15 protein-coding genes are annotated in these 15,121 nt (G+C 61.5%); 9 read left to right on the forward strand and 6 right to left on the reverse strand.

Translation table 11 applies throughout. The features are described 5' to 3' along the window. Positions 1 to 7: 7 nt before the first annotated feature. Entirely contained in the window at positions 8 to 709 is a 702-nt protein-coding gene (locus tag FHK92_RS07110; RefSeq protein ID WP_181287444.1) for a WbqC family protein, read from the reverse strand. A 105-nt stretch (positions 710 to 814) separates the two neighbouring features. After that, positions 815 to 2,374: a sigma-54-dependent transcriptional regulator gene (locus FHK92_RS07115; RefSeq protein WP_181287445.1), complete on the reverse strand. Its 1,560-nt coding sequence runs from the start codon at positions 2,372 to 2,374 to the stop codon at positions 815 to 817. A gap of 374 nt (positions 2,375 to 2,748) precedes the next feature. Between FHK92_RS07115 and phhA the strand changes: the two genes are divergently transcribed. The 3 genes from phhA (at position 2,749) to FHK92_RS07130 (ending at position 5,228) form a co-directional block, all read left to right on the forward strand. Further along, positions 2,749 to 3,579, forward strand: a complete 831-nt coding sequence (phhA, locus tag FHK92_RS07120) for a phenylalanine 4-monooxygenase (protein WP_309109598.1) — start codon at positions 2,749 to 2,751, stop codon at positions 3,577 to 3,579. Between the two features lie 99 nt (positions 3,580 to 3,678). Beyond that, positions 3,679 to 4,035: a 4a-hydroxytetrahydrobiopterin dehydratase gene (locus tag FHK92_RS07125; protein WP_181287447.1), complete on the forward strand. Its 357-nt coding sequence runs from the start codon at positions 3,679 to 3,681 to the stop codon at positions 4,033 to 4,035. Continuing rightward, positions 4,035 to 5,228 (forward strand): amino acid aminotransferase, encoded by a 1,194-nt coding sequence (locus FHK92_RS07130; RefSeq protein ID WP_181287448.1) that lies wholly within the window; start codon positions 4,035 to 4,037, stop codon positions 5,226 to 5,228. The genes FHK92_RS07125 and FHK92_RS07130 overlap by 1 nt, the downstream gene beginning before the upstream one ends. 208 nt (positions 5,229 to 5,436) lie before the next feature. On the opposite strand, the gene FHK92_RS07135 is transcribed toward FHK92_RS07130, so the two are convergent. After that, positions 5,437 to 6,000: an NAD(P)H nitroreductase gene (locus tag FHK92_RS07135; RefSeq protein ID WP_181287449.1), complete on the reverse strand. Its 564-nt coding sequence runs from the start codon at positions 5,998 to 6,000 to the stop codon at positions 5,437 to 5,439. A 155-nt stretch (positions 6,001 to 6,155) separates the two neighbouring features. Between FHK92_RS07135 and FHK92_RS07140 the strand changes: the two genes are divergently transcribed. Continuing rightward, positions 6,156 to 7,610, forward strand: a complete 1,455-nt coding sequence (locus FHK92_RS07140) for a TrkH family potassium uptake protein (RefSeq protein ID WP_181287450.1) — start codon at positions 6,156 to 6,158, stop codon at positions 7,608 to 7,610. Here the strand turns inward: FHK92_RS07140 and FHK92_RS07145 are convergent. Continuing rightward, entirely contained in the window at positions 7,567 to 8,622 is a 1,056-nt protein-coding gene (locus FHK92_RS07145; protein ID WP_181287451.1) for an AraC family transcriptional regulator, read from the reverse strand. The genes FHK92_RS07140 and FHK92_RS07145 overlap by 44 nt on opposite strands. A gap of 158 nt (positions 8,623 to 8,780) precedes the next feature. Here FHK92_RS07145 and FHK92_RS07150 point away from each other — a divergent pair, with 158 nt between their 5' ends. Together FHK92_RS07150 and FHK92_RS07155 are read left to right on the forward strand one after the other, a co-directional pair. Continuing rightward, complete coding sequence (locus tag FHK92_RS07150; RefSeq protein WP_181287452.1) at positions 8,781 to 9,092, forward strand: DUF962 domain-containing protein; 312 nt, start codon at positions 8,781 to 8,783, stop codon at positions 9,090 to 9,092. An 11-nt stretch (positions 9,093 to 9,103) separates the two neighbouring features. Next, positions 9,104 to 9,688 carry an HD domain-containing protein gene (locus FHK92_RS07155; RefSeq protein WP_181287453.1) on the forward strand — a complete coding sequence of 195 codons (585 nt, stop codon included), beginning with the start codon at positions 9,104 to 9,106 and terminating at the stop codon, positions 9,686 to 9,688. 132 nt (positions 9,689 to 9,820) lie between these two features. Here the strand turns inward: FHK92_RS07155 and FHK92_RS07160 are convergent, their stop codons facing one another. Continuing rightward, positions 9,821 to 10,639 (reverse strand): UDP-2,3-diacylglucosamine diphosphatase, encoded by an 819-nt coding sequence (locus FHK92_RS07160; protein WP_181287454.1) that lies wholly within the window; start codon positions 10,637 to 10,639, stop codon positions 9,821 to 9,823. Positions 10,640 to 10,774: 135 nt separating this feature from the next. Here FHK92_RS07160 and FHK92_RS07165 point away from each other — a divergent pair, with 135 nt between their 5' ends. Together FHK92_RS07165 and FHK92_RS07170 are read left to right on the forward strand one after the other, a co-directional pair. Continuing rightward, positions 10,775 to 11,524, forward strand: a complete 750-nt coding sequence (locus tag FHK92_RS07165; RefSeq protein ID WP_181287455.1) for a helix-turn-helix transcriptional regulator — start codon at positions 10,775 to 10,777, stop codon at positions 11,522 to 11,524. Between the two features lie 92 nt (positions 11,525 to 11,616). After that, the gene (locus tag FHK92_RS07170) at positions 11,617 to 12,507 is read left to right on the forward strand and encodes a DMT family transporter (protein WP_181287456.1); all 891 of its coding nucleotides are present in this window, start codon (positions 11,617 to 11,619) and stop codon (positions 12,505 to 12,507) included. Here the strand turns inward: FHK92_RS07170 and FHK92_RS07175 are convergent. After that, the gene (locus FHK92_RS07175; RefSeq protein ID WP_181287457.1) at positions 12,501 to 12,800 is read right to left on the reverse strand and encodes a SelT/SelW/SelH family protein; all 300 of its coding nucleotides are present in this window, start codon (positions 12,798 to 12,800) and stop codon (positions 12,501 to 12,503) included. The two genes, FHK92_RS07170 and FHK92_RS07175, sit on opposite strands and share 7 nt — an antisense overlap. A 71-nt stretch (positions 12,801 to 12,871) precedes the next feature. Between FHK92_RS07175 and FHK92_RS07180 the strand changes: the two genes are divergently transcribed. Next, positions 12,872 to 15,073 carry a patatin-like phospholipase family protein gene (locus tag FHK92_RS07180; protein ID WP_181287458.1) on the forward strand — a complete coding sequence of 734 codons (2,202 nt, stop codon included), beginning with the start codon at positions 12,872 to 12,874 and terminating at the stop codon, positions 15,071 to 15,073. Positions 15,074 to 15,121: the final 48 nt, after the last annotated feature.

The following is a 15,121-nucleotide window of genomic DNA, read 5'->3' on the forward strand; positions in this document are numbered from 1 at the left end:
GGCCCGCTCAGGCAGCCCCTTTCTTCAGAAAAGCCGATGCATCCGCGCCGGTGTTGAATAACAGGTCGATGACACTTACCGCATGCTGGAAGTCGCCATACACCTGCGGATATTCGGGGTAACCGGCATAGCTCATGTACGACACCGTGATCCCATTCGCAGCGAAGGCCGCTTCGTCGAGGTAGTGACTGGCCGCAGGACCGGAAAGGTATTCGTTGGCACCGAGGGTCTTGCACAGGTGAATCAGGCGCTCGTTCCTGCCCTCTGCGCCACCCAGTTCCTCGGAACGGTAAAGTGGCGTGTGAATCCCCAGCAGGGGGCATAAGCCGGCGATGAAAAGTTGATTGATGCGGGTCAGATGGGTGAACTCGGCAGCCTGTTCGTAGAGCGCACGGATAGGCGCCTCCATCTGGGCGAAGCATGGCGCGCGGCGGTAGCTCTGCTCTATTGTCTTCCAATGCGCCGGGGCCCAATCCGGACTGGTGATCTGGGCTTCATTGATCAACTGGCCGAGACGGCCCTTTGTCTTGACCGGGATACTTAGCCAATGCTCGCCTTGGGCAGTCTTGATCTTGTTACGGTTGCGCCAGTCGTTACGGGTGTACTGCACATCGTCATAGAGGATGAACGCATCGACGCTGTGGATCATGTCGAAATAGCCCTTCCAAGGGATGTAATTCGACTGCACCACGGCTATTTTCTTTTGCATCCTGAACCTCACCACGCGGCGGAAACCGGGCTTTGCCCTGTCAAAAAATCGCCACCCAATAAGAAAAAGCGTGGACAGGACGGGATATAGCAAATCCCATACCATCTAGAATTCGGACTTGCCCACCTCATACTCACGCAGCTTATTAGCAATGGTCGTATGAGAAACCCCCAGCCGCTTACCGAGTTGCCGACTGCTCGGATGCTCGGAATACAAACGTTCCAGCACCGCTTTCTCGAAACGCCCAACGATCTCGTCCAAGCCACCCTCAAGGGAAAAATCGCCGAGGGGTTGGCGTACGCCGTAGTCCGGAAGGCGGATATGTTCGGCCTTCACCGTCCCGCCATCGCACAGGGAAACCGCCTGGAACAACACGTTTTCCAACTGCCGGACGTTGCCCGGCCAGTGGTAGTGACTGAGACGGTCCATCGCCGCCGGTGCCAGCCTTGGCAAAGGGCAGCCGATCTGGCGACTGGCCTGGTCGAGAAAATGCTCGACCAGCGGGGCCAGCCCGTCGAGGCATTCCCGCAGCGGTGGGATGTGCAGGGAAAGCACATTCAGCCGATGGTACAAATCCTGGCGGAATTCGCCTCGGGCACAGAGTTCGGACAAATCGACCTGGGTCGCGCAGATCACCCTGACATCCAGGTACACCTCTTCATCACTGCCTACGCGGCGAAAGCATCCGTCCTGCAGGAAGCGCAGCAGTTTCACCTGCAAGCGCGGGCTCATTTCCCCAACCCCGTCGAGAAACAGCGTCCCGCCCGCCGTCAGTTCCAGCAGCCCGAGCTTGCCTTCGGCCCGGGCCCCTTCGAAGGCGCCAGGGCCGTAGCCGAACAGCTCGGTCTCGGCCATGGATTCGGGCAACCCGGCGCAATTGAGCGCCATCAGCGGCGATTGCCCGCGCGGGCTCGCCAGGTGACACGCGCGGGCCAGCAGTTCCTTGCCCGTGCCGGTTTCGCCTTCGATCAACAGTGGCGCGTCCAGCGGCGCCATGCGCCGGGCCTCCCGGACCACCGCTGCCATAACCTTCGAGCTCTGGAAAATACTGTCGAAACCGCGCAGTTCCTGCTTACGCACGTTATAGATGCGTTCGCCCACCCGATCAGCGCGGTGCAGGGTCAACACCGCGCCGGCCATGGCCTCGCTGTCGTCGTGCTCCGATTGCAGCGGTGCGATGTCGGCCAGGAACACGTCGCCCTTGACCTTGACCCGCAACCCGTTGATCCGCGACTGGTTGGCGCGCACCAACTCAGGCAAGTCGAAATCCTCGGCGTAGCGGGACAACGGGATTCCCGGGACCTCGTCCACTCGCACCCCGAGCAATTGCGCCGCCGCCCGGTTGGCCGCGACGATGGAGCCACCCATGTCGATCGACAACACCGGGAACTCCAGGGCGCCGAGCAAGGCGTTGAGCTCCATGTGCCGACGCTCGCTGGGCATCAGGCCTACGCGCTTGACGCCGAATACCCCGGCAATGCCTTCGAATTTCGGACGCAACGCCTGGAACTGGATGTTGATCAGGTTCGGGCAGTGCAGGTAGATCGCGTTGCCATGCTCGCCCCCCACTTCACCTCGGGCGACGTTGATGCCGTATTCCACCAGCAGGTTGAGGATATCCCGCAGGATGCCGATGCGGTTCTGACAATGGACTTTGATACGCATAAGAGGCCCGATGTTTGTTGGAAATCCGTGGCAAGCAAGCTTGCTTCCGCCCGTAGGAGCTGCCGAGCGAAGCGAGGCTGCGATCTTTTCGCAGGCTGTTAAATCTCAAGCGAAAAGATCAAGATCAAAGATCGCAGCCTTCGGCAGCTCCTACAGGGTGCGGACCGGTTGCTCGCCATGAGGTTTTTTGCATGGCGGCGCAAATAGCCGTCAAGATTATGTGACAGTTGTAGGAGGTTTCCCAACAAAAAATGCCTGGAACACCGTACCGCGCCGAGATACGTAACGAAAACTTTACGATATTTGCGCTTACGCACCGCCGGACGCCAGGACAGCCTGCTGCGAACACCGCTGCTTCGAGTTATCTCTAATGCATCGCTGGACATAACAACAAACCAGTAAATCAGCAGGAGAGCAGCATGAAGCAGACGCAGTACGTGGCCCGCGAGCCCGATGCGCAAGGTTTTATCCACTACCCCGCCGAAGAACACGCGGTGTGGAACACGCTGATCACCCGCCAGCTCAAAGTCCTCGAGGGCCGTGCGTGCCAGGAATACCTGGACGGCATCGACAAGCTGGGCCTGCCCCACGACCGCATTCCGCAGTTGGGGGAAATCAACAAAGTCCTCGGCGAAACTACGGGCTGGCAAGTCGCCCGGGTGCCGGCGCTGATCCCCTTCCAGACGTTTTTCGAATTGCTTGCCAGCAAGCAGTTTCCCGTCGCAACGTTTATTCGTACGAGGGAAGAACTGGATTACCTGCAAGAGCCCGACATTTTCCATGAGATCTTTGGCCACTGCCCGCTACTGACCAACCCCTGGTTCGCTGAATTTACCCACACCTACGGCAAACTCGGCCTACAAGCCTCCAAGGAAGAACGCGTCTACCTCGCCCGCCTGTATTGGATGACCATCGAATTCGGCCTGGTCGAAACCTCGCAAGGCCGGCGCATCTACGGCGGCGGCATTCTTTCGTCGCCCAAGGAAACCGTGTACTCCCTGTCGGACGAGCCGGAGCACCAAGCCTTCGATCCGCTGGAAGCCATGCGCACGCCGTATCGCATCGACATCCTGCAACCCGTGTACTTCGTGCTGCCTGAACTCAAGCGCCTGTTCGACCTGGCCCACGAAGACATCATGGGGATGGTCAAACGCAGCCGGGAACTGGGCTTGCACGCACCGAAATTTCCACCGAAAGCGGCGTGAACCGCCATTTTTGATCTCAATTGAGTCTGTTGTACGACACGGCTTTGCTTTAGCGTGGGTGCATCGACGTTTTCCAAATATTCGATCCGGGAACACACCATGAACACTCTGAACCAAGCCCATTGCGAAGCCTGCCGCGCCGACGCCCCGCAAGTCAGCGACGAAGAACTGCCGGTACTGATCAAGCAGATCCCGGACTGGAACATCGAAGTGCGCGACGGCGTGATGCAACTGGAGAAAGTTTTCCTGTTCAAGAATTTCAAGCACGCCCTGGCGTTCACCAATGCTGTCGGAGAGATCTCCGAGGCCGAAGGTCACCACCCTGGCCTGCTCACCGAGTGGGGCAAAGTCACCGTCACCTGGTGGAGCCACTCCATCAAGGGCCTGCACCGCAACGACTTCATCATGGCCGCTCGCACCGACGAAGTGGGCAAGACCGCCGAGGGCCGCAAGTAATGCATTTCGATGGCATCGGCCGGGTGCCCGGCGACCCGATCCTCGGCCTGATGGAGGCCTACGGGGCGGACAGCAACCCTGGCAAGTTCGACCTGGGCGTGGGCGTCTATAAGGATGCCCAGGGCCTGACGCCGATCCTGCAATCCGTGAAACAGGCCGAGCAGCGACTGGTGGATCGCCAGGTCACCAAGACCTACATCGGTGGTCATGGCGACGCCGCGTTCGGCCAGTTGATCAATGCACTGGTCTTGGGCGCAGACTCACCGCTGATCGCCGGCAAGCGCGCCGGCGCCACCCAGACCCCGGGCGGCACCGGCGCCCTGCGCTTGAGTGCCGATTTCATTGCCCAATGCCTGCCGGGCCGTGGCGTCTGGTTGAGCAACCCGACCTGGCCGATCCACGAAACCATCTTCGCCACCGCTGGCGTCAAGGCCAGTCATTACCCTTACGTGGGCGCTGACAATCGCCTGGATTTCGAGGCCATGCTGGCGACCCTGGGCCAAGTGCCGAAGGGCGACGTGGTGCTGCTGCACGCCTGCTGCCACAACCCGACCGGCTTCGACCTGTCCCACGACCAATGGCGCCAAGTGCTGGACGTGGTGCGCAGTCGCGATCTGCTGCCGTTGATCGACTTCGCCTACCAAGGCTTTGGCGATGGGCTGGAGCAAGACGCCTGGGCCGTACGTTTATTTGCCGAAGCGTTGCCCGAAGTGCTGGTCACCAGTTCCTGTTCGAAGAACTTCGGCCTGTACCGCGACCGCACCGGTGCGCTGATCGTCTGTGCTCGCGATGCCGAAAAGCTGACGGACATCCGCAGTCAACTGGCCAACATCGCCCGCAACCTGTGGTCGACGCCGCCAGATCATGGCGCGGCGGTGGTGGCGACGATCCTCGGCAATCCGGAATTCAAGACCTTGTGGGCCGACGAAGTGGAAGCCATGCGCCTGCGCATCGCGCAACTGCGCAGCGGCCTGCTGGAAGCGCTCGAACCCCACGGCTTGCGTGAGCGCTTTGCCCATATCGGCGTGCAACGCGGGATGTTTTCCTACACCGGCCTGACACCGGAACAGGTCAAGCAACTGCGCGAGCGCCACAGCGTCTACATGGTCGGCACCGGCCGGGCGAACGTCGCCGGCATCGATGCGACACGCCTGGATGCGCTGGCGGTGGCGATTGCGGATGTTTGCAAATAGCTTTCTGTCGCTGCTGGTCTCGTGGCGAGGGAGCTTGCTCCCGCTGGGCTGCGCAGCAGCCCTAAAGTAGACGCTCCTGAAGTAGACGCTTAGGAGTGTCAGGCTGTCTCTGCTCGACACTTTGGGGCGGCTTCGCCGCCCAGCGGGAGCAAGCTCCCTCGCCACAGTGGATCAAAACAGCCTCAAGTCATCCGCCGCCCTTGAGAAGTTACAGGCCCGTCCACTCTTGGACAAACTGCCCGATATCTTCCTGCGGTGCCGTGCGCGCTTCTTTCTGCGGTGTACCCAGGTAAAGAAAACCAATCACCTCTTCACCCTCTTCAAGCCCCAGCCCCCTGGCCACATGCGGCGAGTAAGCCAGTTCACCCGTGCGCCACACCCCGCCGATTCCCTGGGCATAAGCCGCCAGGAGGATGCCATGGGCGGCACAGCCGGCCGCCAGCAATTGCTCGGATTTCGGAATCTTGAAATGGTCCTGCAGACGAGCGATCACCACCACGACCAGAGGCGCGCGCAGCGGGCCGTTAAGCGCCTTTTCCACCACGGCTTCGGCCACCAGCGGGTCGTTGAACCGTGCCGCTTCGGCCAGCAGTTCACCCATGCGATGCCGCGCCTGCCCTTCGACTGTCAGGAAACGCCATGGCCGCAACTGACCATGATCAGGCGCACGCATCGCGGCAGCAAACAGCACTTCGCGCTGTTCGGGCGTGGGCGCCGGGTCCACCAGGCGCGGGACGGAAACACGGTTGAGCAAAGCGTCGAGAGCCTGCATCGGCCACCTCCTGGAAAAATTGTTCGGCTATTCTAGAGGCTTGTGCGACCAGTTCGTTAGCTCAAATTCAGTTACAAGCGAAGTAGGACGCCGGTTTACATGCCACCTGTCGCAGGTAGAATGGCGCCTTTTCCTCTTCAGCCCGAGCGGACTTCATGGCGTTGCCGACCCTGCGGATCATTGGTTTCATCATCGGCATCTTCCTGATCACCCTGGCGATCTTCATGGTCGTGCCGATGGCGACGCTGCTGGTCTTCGAACGCACCAGTGACCTGCCGTCGTTCCTCTGGTCGAGCATGATCACCTTTGTCGCCGGCCTGGCCCTGATCCTTCCCGGACGTCCGGAACACGTGCACCTGCGCCCCCGGGACATGTACCTGCTGACGGTCAGCAGTTGGCTGGTGGTATGTGTCTTCGCCGCGCTGCCCTTTTTGCTGACCCAGCACATCAGTTACACGGACTCATTCTTCGAGAGCATGTCGGGGATTACCGCCACCGGGGCGACGGTATTGAGCGGTCTGGACACGATGTCGCCGGGAATCCTGATGTGGCGCTCTCTGCTGCACTGGCTCGGCGGCATCGGCTTTATCGGCATGGCCGTGGCGATCCTGCCGTTGTTGCGCATCGGTGGCATGCGGCTGTTCCAGACTGAATCGTCCGACCGCTCGGAAAAGGTCATGCCGCGCTCGCACATGGTGGCGCGGCTGATCGTGGCGTCCTACGTGGGCATCACCATCCTCGGCACGCTGGCGCTCTGGTGGGCCGGGATGAGCCTGTTCGATGCGATCAACCATTCGATGTCGGCGATCTCCACCGGTGGTTTCTCCACCTCGGACCTGTCCCTGGCCAAATGGACTGAGCCCGCGGTGCATTGGGTCGTGATCGTCATCATGATCCTCGGCAGCCTGCCGTTCGCCTTGTACGTTTCGATGCTGCGAGGCAATCGCCGCGCGTTGATCAAGGACCAGCAAGTCCAAGGGCTGATCGGCGTGCTGTTGATCACCTGGCTGGTGCTCGGCACGTGGTATTGGGCAACCACCGACCTGCATTGGCTCGACGCGCTGCGGCACGTGGCGCTGAACGTGACATCCATCGTCACCACCACCGGTTTCGCCCTGGGGGACTACAGCCTGTGGGGCAATTTCTCCCTGATGCTGTTCTTCTACCTGGGATTCGTCGGCGGCTGCTCGGGCTCGACCGCCGGAGGGATCAAGATTTTCCGCTTCCAGGTTGCCTATATCCTGCTCCGGGCCAACCTTAATCAGCTAATTCACCCGCGTGCGGTGATCAAGCAGAAGTACAACGGCCACCGCCTCGACGAAGAAATCGTGCGATCGATCCTGACCTTTTCGTTCTTCTTCGCCATCACCATCTGCGTGATCGCCCTGCTGCTGTCACTGTTGGGCGTGGAGTGGATGACGGCGTTGACCGGCGCGGCGAGCACCGTGTCTGGCGTCGGCCCGGGACTTGGCGAGACTATTGGCCCGGCAGGCAACTTTGCCCCGCTGCCGGACGCGGCCAAGTGGATTCTGTCGGGCGGCATGTTGCTGGGCCGACTGGAGATCATCACGGTGTTCGTGCTGTGTATTCCGGCGTTCTGGCGTCACTGACCGGCTTGGCCACGCCCCGTACCCGGTATTCGCCGGGCGTGGTACCAAACCAACGGCGGAAGGCCCGAAAAAAATTACTCGGGTCGGCAAACCCCAACAGATAAGCGATTTCCAGCAAGGTCATGCTCGGCTGCGCTAGGTATTGCTCGGCCAGCTCGCGCCGCGTGTCGTCCAGCAGACTCTGGAAGCTGGTGCCCTCTTCCTGCAAGCGCCGCTGCAAGGTCCGTTGCGACAGGTGCAGCGTCTGCGCCACCACGTCACGCTTGGGCTCGCCCTGGGGCAGCAGTCGGCAAAGCACTTGTCGCGCCTGGTGGGTTACGCGACTGCCAGAGAACCGCGCCAGGTATTCCCCTGCAAACCGGTCATGGAGCAGCGCCATGGCCTCGTTGGCGGTGGGCAACGGCGCCTCCATGTCGCCACGCTGGAAGATCAGCGCATCGCAGGAAGCATCGAACACCAACGGCGCGCCGAAGGCTCGTTGATAAGGTGCAACGTCAATGGGTTCGGCGCCCTGGAACAGCACCTTCACCGGATGCAATGGCCGTCCGGTCAGCCAGTTGCACAGGGCCAGCGCGCACGCCAGCGACGCTTCGGCGCTTTGCCGGGTCGGTGGCAGGTGATCGCCATGGACCGTCAGGATCAACCCGTAGCCTTCTTCCAAGTGACGGAAGCTCAGGTCAGCGCTCTCGGCAATGATCCGCTGATAACGCACCAGCCGCTGGAAGCCTTCGGCCAGCGTGCGGCTGGACATCAACGCGTAACCGACCACATGGAACGATGCCGGGCGCACCACCTTGCCCAGGTTCAGGCCGATGGCCGGGTTGCCCGATAACTCCACCGCCAGTTGCCAGAGCCGCGTCATCGAATCCTGGGGGAAACGCGCGTCGGGATCGTCCAGCGCCTCGAAATCCAACCCCAATTGCTTGAACAGCGCCCGACAGTCCAGGCCGTCCATTTCCAACGCCTTGACAATCCCCATCGCCCAACTTGAAGAAGTGGTTCGTTCGCTCATGACGTTCACTTGCATGACGAGCCGCAGGGTACGGCTGGATTTGCGAAGGATACTAAAGTGGCGCTGATTGTCACTGGCCGTTACAAATGAGCACTCTAGACTTGTTAACAAGCTGGAAAACATCGATCGCCAGAACAATAACCACAGAGAGCGCAGTCGTGGAAAACGCTAGACGATTCAACACCTTCGCCGAGTTCTACCCGTACTACCTCGGCGAACACAGCAACAGCACCTGCCGACGCTTGCACTTTGTCGGCACCTCGCTGGTCTTGCTGGTTTTCGCCATGGCCTTGGTCGTGGGCGCCTGGTGGCTGTGGGTTGCGCTACCGGTGGCGGGCTATGGCTTTGCCTGGGTCGGGCATTTTTTCTTCGAGAAAAACCGTCCTGCCACGTTCCAACATCCGCTCTACAGCCTGCTCGGTGACTTCGTCATGTACCGCGACATGCTGCTGGGCAAGGTGGCGTTCTAGGAGGATTGCCAGTGGACGCTCATGCGCGCTTCACCCACATGCAGGACGGGACCCGGGAAGACTGGGCGATCATTGCGGCAGACTTCAGCGCCTACGCGCGGCAGTTGCCAGGGCGGGTTCTGGCCCATCTGAAATTGCTCGACGGCGATTTTGGCGGATTCCCGGTGGATCGCCTGACGCATTCCCTGCAAACCGCCACCCGCGCCTACCGTGACGGGCGGGACGAGGAGTACGTGGTCTGCGCCCTGCTCCACGACATCGGTGACACGCTGGGTAGCTACAACCACCCGGACATCGCCGCGGCGATCCTCAAGCCGTTCGTCAGCGCCGAGAACCTGTGGATGGTGGAGAAACACGGGATTTTCCAGGGCTATTACTTTTTCCATCACCTGGGCATGGACCGGCACCTGCGCGAGCAGTTTTGCGAACATCCGCAGTACCAGGCGACTATCGAATTCTGTGCGAAATACGACGCGGCGGCGTTCGATCCGGAGTACGACACGCTGCCGCTGAGTTTCTTCGAGCCGATGCTGGAAAGAGTGTTTGCCGCGCCGAAGCAGTCCATCTACAAGGCGGCGATGGCAGAACAAGCCTGAGCTTTTGCAGACGCAGCAAATCCCGTGGCGAGGGAGCTTGCTCCCGCTTGAGTGCGAAGCGCTCACAAAAAGGAGGCTGCTGCGCACCCCAGCGGGAGCAAGCTCCCTCGCCACGGGTTTTATGTACGCGCCCTAGGCAGGCTCAGCCACTTTCAACTCAGCCTTGAGCAGCGCCTCCCGCGCCTGGGCGTCCGCCAGGCGATACAACTCGATTGTTCCGTCCCAATGCTCGATCAGCGCGGTGCAGGATTCGACCCAGTCGCCGCAGTTGAGGTATTCCACCTCGCCGACCTTGCGAATCTCGGCATGGTGGATGTGCCCACACACCACGCCGTGCAGTTCACGCTTCACACACTCATGGGCGATGGCTTCTTCAAAGTCGCTGATGAAACTGACGGCGGTCTTGACCTTGTGCTTCAGGTACGCCGACAGCGACCAGTAGCCATAGCCATAACGGGCCCGCCAGTGATTGAGCCAGCGGTTCAGCGTCAGCGTGAATTCGTAGGCCGAATCCCCGAGGAACGCCAGCCAACGGTGATAACGAGTAATCACATCGAACTGATCGCCATGAATCACCAGCAGATGCCGACCGTCGGCGGTCACATGCACCGCCTCGTCCACCAATTGGATATTACCGAGGATCAGCTTCGAATAACGCCGCAGGAATTCGTCATGGTTGCCGGTGACATAGATCACCTCGGTGCCACGCTTGCTCATGGTCAGCAGGCGACGAATGACGTTGGTATGGGCCTGGGGCCAATACATGCCGCCACGCAGCTTCCAGCCGTCGATGATATCGCCCACCAGGTAGATCTTGTCGGCGTGGTAGCCCTTGAGGAAATGCGACAGGTGCTCGGCCTGGCAATCCCGGGTGCCCAGGTGCACATCGGAAATCCACAGGGTGCGTACACGCTGCTTGCGGCTGGGTCTGGCGAGCTCGGCGCTGGTCATTGGGCAACCCTCTGATCGTTTTCACCACAGTGCACCCCAGCGGTTAATGACCCATGACAGCAATAAGTCGATTGCATGACAGCGCGAGGCGCCGCGCCCTCGGTGTAGACTGACCACCAGCCACGGGAGACTGCGATGAGACCGATCCTCACGCTACGCCACTACAGCCACGATTTGATCGTCCACAGCCACGACCACGCGCAACTGGTGTTCGGCTTGTCTGGCGCGCTGGACTTCGAAGTCGAGGGGCGTGGCAGCCAGGTGGTGCAGCAGAGTTTCGTTGTCGTGCCGGCGGGCGCCCATCATGCGTGCGGCAGTCCCCAGGGCAGCCGTTGCCTGGTGCTGGACGTGCCGGACGATGAGTGGGTCGGGCAATGCCTGGGCGATCATGCCGACGCGAGCCGTCGCTTGCTCGACAGCAATACTCGCCTGGCGCTGGATGCAGGGCAAAGCCACTTGGTCAGTTGGCTGGCCGGCAGCCCGGTGGACGACCCGGTGATCGCCCAGCAAGGCGCGGTGCTGTTGCTCGCCAGCCTCAACGGCGGGCGCCAGGAAACCACCGGTGGCCGGCGCCTGCCCTATGCCGCACTCAACGCTCATATCGACCAATACGCCGCTTATCCACTCCAAGTAGCAGACCTGGCGCGCGTCGCCGGGCTTTCCAGCGCGCGCCTGCATGCCCGTTTCGTCGCCGAATGCGGGCAGACGCCGATGGAATACATCCGCAGCCGCCGCTTGCACAAGGCCGTGGCGTTGCTGCGTGACTCGCAGCTGCCGATCGGTGAGATTGCCCAACGGGTTGGCTACAGCTCGCAGAGCGCTTTCGCCGCAGCCGTGCAACGCGAATTCGGTGCCTCGCCGGGCAAGCTTCGGCGGCCACGCTAGTCTTGCGCTAAAAATCGCTAGGATCGCGACAGACAAATACGGCTGGCGACGGGCTTAATACCCGAACGTCCAACCGTTCACCAAGGATTGCAATGACACCCCGTACCGCCCTCGGCGCCCTGCACATCGGCGCACTCATGTTCGGCCTGACTGGCGTCTTCGGCAAACTCGCCGCGGCCTCGCCCGCCGTGATCGTGTTTGGCCGCGCCGTATTCGCCGTGCTGGCCCTGGCGGCATTTGCCCGATTCGCCAGCCCTACCCGCTGGCAGCAACTCCAGGGCCGGGACATGCGCCGGTTGCTGCTGGGCGGCCTCTTGCTGACCGGGCACTGGGTGAGTTTCTTCATTTCAGTGAAAGTCGCCGGCGTCGCGATCGCCACGCTGGGATTCGCCAGTTTCCCGGCCTTTACCGTGCTGCTCGAAGGGTTGGTTTTCCGCGAGCGAATCCGCGCCAACGAAATCCTCCTCGTGGTCCTGGTGAGCATCGGCCTGGTGCTGGTTACGCCGGACTTCGACCTGGCCAGCGGCGCCACCACCGGCCTGCTCTGGGCGGTGGCCTCGGGACTGTTGTTCTCACTTTTGTCGCTGACCAACCGCGCCGGCTCCGCCCACGTACCACCGGTACAGGCCGCGCTGTGCCAGAACGTTGTGGTCGGCCTCTGCCTGTTGCCGATGGCTGCGCCGCAACTGAGCGACGTTCGCCCGCTCGACTGGTTGTGGATCGGCCTGCTCGGGGTGTTCTGCACCGGCCTGGCCCACAGCCTGTTCGTCGCCAGCCTGGCGGTGATCAAGGCCCGCACCGCTGCCGTGGTGTTCGCCATGGAGCCGGTCTACGGCATTACCATCGCCTGGCTGCTGTTCGATGAAAATCCGACACTGCGCATGTTGCTCGGTGGCGTGCTGATCATCGTTGCGATCGTGGTGTCGAGCCAAATGGACGGCACGAAGAAATCCAGCACCGGCGCCCAGGCCCCGTCTCACTGAGCCCGATTACTGGACTTGTCGCTGTGCCCCAGGTCACGCTCCGGGTCGATCTGGTCGCGGACCCGCTGCTTGAGCACCTTGGCCTCGGGGAATCCGCCATCGGCCTTGCGCTCCCAGATCTGGGTGCCATCGCAGCCAATGTGGAAAACCCCACCGGTGCCCGGCACCAGGGACACCTTGCCGAGGTCGTCGCCGAATGTGCTGAGCAGTTCCTGGGCCAGCCAGGCGGCACGCAACAGCCATTGGCACTGGGTGCAGTAGGTGATGACGATTTCCGGTTTGTGCGTACTCATTGCGGGTGAACTCCTGGCTCCAAAGGCGTCGTTATACTACTCGCCTTTGATCGCCCGCTTCGAGATCGACCATGCGCCGCCTGCTGCCTTGCCTGCTTCTTCTATTATTGCCCCTGCTCGGCCATGCCAACGAGCCCGCTGCCGAAACACCGCGCCCGAAGATCGGCCTGGTACTGTCCGGTGGCGCAGCCCGTGGCCTGGCTCACATCGGCGTGCTCAAGGCCTTGGAAGAACAAGGCATCAAGATCGATGCCATTGCCGGCACCAGCATGGGCGCAGTCATCGGCGGGCTCTATGCCTCGGGCTACAAGATCGATGAACTGGAGAAGCTCGCCCTGGGCATCGATTGGCAGCAAGCCCTGTCCGATGCCCCGCCGCGCAAGGACGTACCCTTTCGACGCAAGCAGGACGACCGGGATTTCCTGGTAAAACAGAAACTGAGCTTTCGCGACGACGGCAGCCTCGGCCTGCCGCTGGGGGTGATCCAGGGACAGAACCTTGCCCTGCTCCTGGAAAGCCTGCTGGCCCACGCCAGTGACACCCGAGACTTCGATAAATTGCCGATCCCCTTCCGCGCCGTGGCAACCGACATCGCCACCGGCGAAAAAGTCGTGTTTCGCAAGGGTCACTTGCCCAAGGTCATCCGCGCCAGCATGTCGATCCCCGCCGTGTTTGCGCCGGTGGAGCTGGACGGTCGCCTGCTGGTTGACGGCGGCATGGCCGACAACATCCCGTTGGACGTGGCTCGGGAAATGGGCGTGGATGTGGCCATCGTCGTGGACATCGGCACGCCACTGCGCACCCGCAAGCAACTGGTCACGGTAGTGGATGTGTTGAATCAGTCGACGACGCTGATGACCCGGCGCAACTCCGAAGAGCAGCTAGCCACTTTGGGCAAACAAGACGTGTTGATCCAACCGGCCTTGGCGAGTTTCGGCTCCACCGACTTCGGTCGAGCCCGTGACATGATCGATGCCGGTTACCGCGCCACACGGATACTCCAAGCGCGCCTGGCGCACTTGCGGCCCGCCGAGCCGACCGACGCCGTGCTGATGGCGGCGCGTACACCCAGCGAGCGAACTCCGGTCATCACCGCGATCCGGGTGGAAAACGATTCTAAAGTCGGCGACGACGTGATCCGCTATTACATCCGCCAGCAAATCGGCGAACCGCTGGACCTGGGGCGCCTGCAAACCGACATGGGCACGCTGTACGGCCTGGATTACTTCGAGCAGGTGCAATACCGCGTGGTGCATAAAGGCCCGGACAACACGCTGGTGATCAACGCCCGGGGCAGGCGCACCGGCACTGATTACTTGCGCGTGGGCCTGAGCCTGTCGGACGACATGCGCGGCGACAGCGCCTTCAACCTCGGCGCCAGTTACCGGGTCAACGGCATCAATCGCCTGGGCGCCGAATGGTTGACCCGGGCGCAGATCGGCGACAAACAGGAGCTGTACAGCGAGTTCTATCAGCCACTGGACGTCGGCTCACGCTACTTCATCGCGCCTTACGGGCAGTTCGAGTCGCGCAACGTCGAGTCGATTCTCGATAACGATCCGGTCGCCCAATATCGGGTCGAGCGCTATGGCTTCGGTCTGAACCTGGGTCGCCAGATCGGTAACAGCGGAGAGATCCGCTTCGGGGTTGGCCAGGCTTGGGGCAAGGCTGATGTGCGCATTGGCGATCACGACCAGCCGAGCGAAAACTTCAACGAAGGCTTCTACGAGCTCAAGTATTCGTTCGACTCCCTGGACAGCGTCTACTTCCCCCATGAAGGTGAAGACATCGGCCTGTCCTGGCGCCAATACGAACCTGGCCTGGGGTCCGATCAACGTTATCGCCAGTGGGAATTCAAGCTGGACAAGGTTCTGAGCAGCGGCCCGGACACCTTCATCCTTGGCGGGCGCTACGGTCGAACGCTGGACACGGCCGAAGTCGTGACCTCCAGTTTCGTGCTCGGCGGCGCGCGGCAATTGTCGGGCTTTCGCGAGAATGGGATATCCGGCCAGAACATGAGCCTGATGCGCGCCGTGTATTACCGCCGGCTCACGCCGCGAGCCTACCTGCCCTTGGACTTCCCGCTGTACATCGGCGGTTCTCTCGAGCGTGGCCGGGCCTGGAACAACGACAACGAGTTCGACAGCGGCTACATCAACGCCGCCAGTGTCTTCCTCGGCTTTGATACGCCGCTGGGCCCCTTGAACTTCAGCTACGGCTTCAATGATGACGATGAGCAGGCGGTGTACTTGAACCTGGGGCAGACGTTCTAAGCCCTGCACCTAGCCTTATGTGGGAGCGAGCCTGCTGGCGAAGGCAGA

The organism is Pseudomonas brassicacearum subsp. neoaurantiaca, from assembly GCF_013608025.1.
GTDB lineage: Bacteria > Pseudomonadota > Gammaproteobacteria > Pseudomonadales > Pseudomonadaceae > Aquipseudomonas.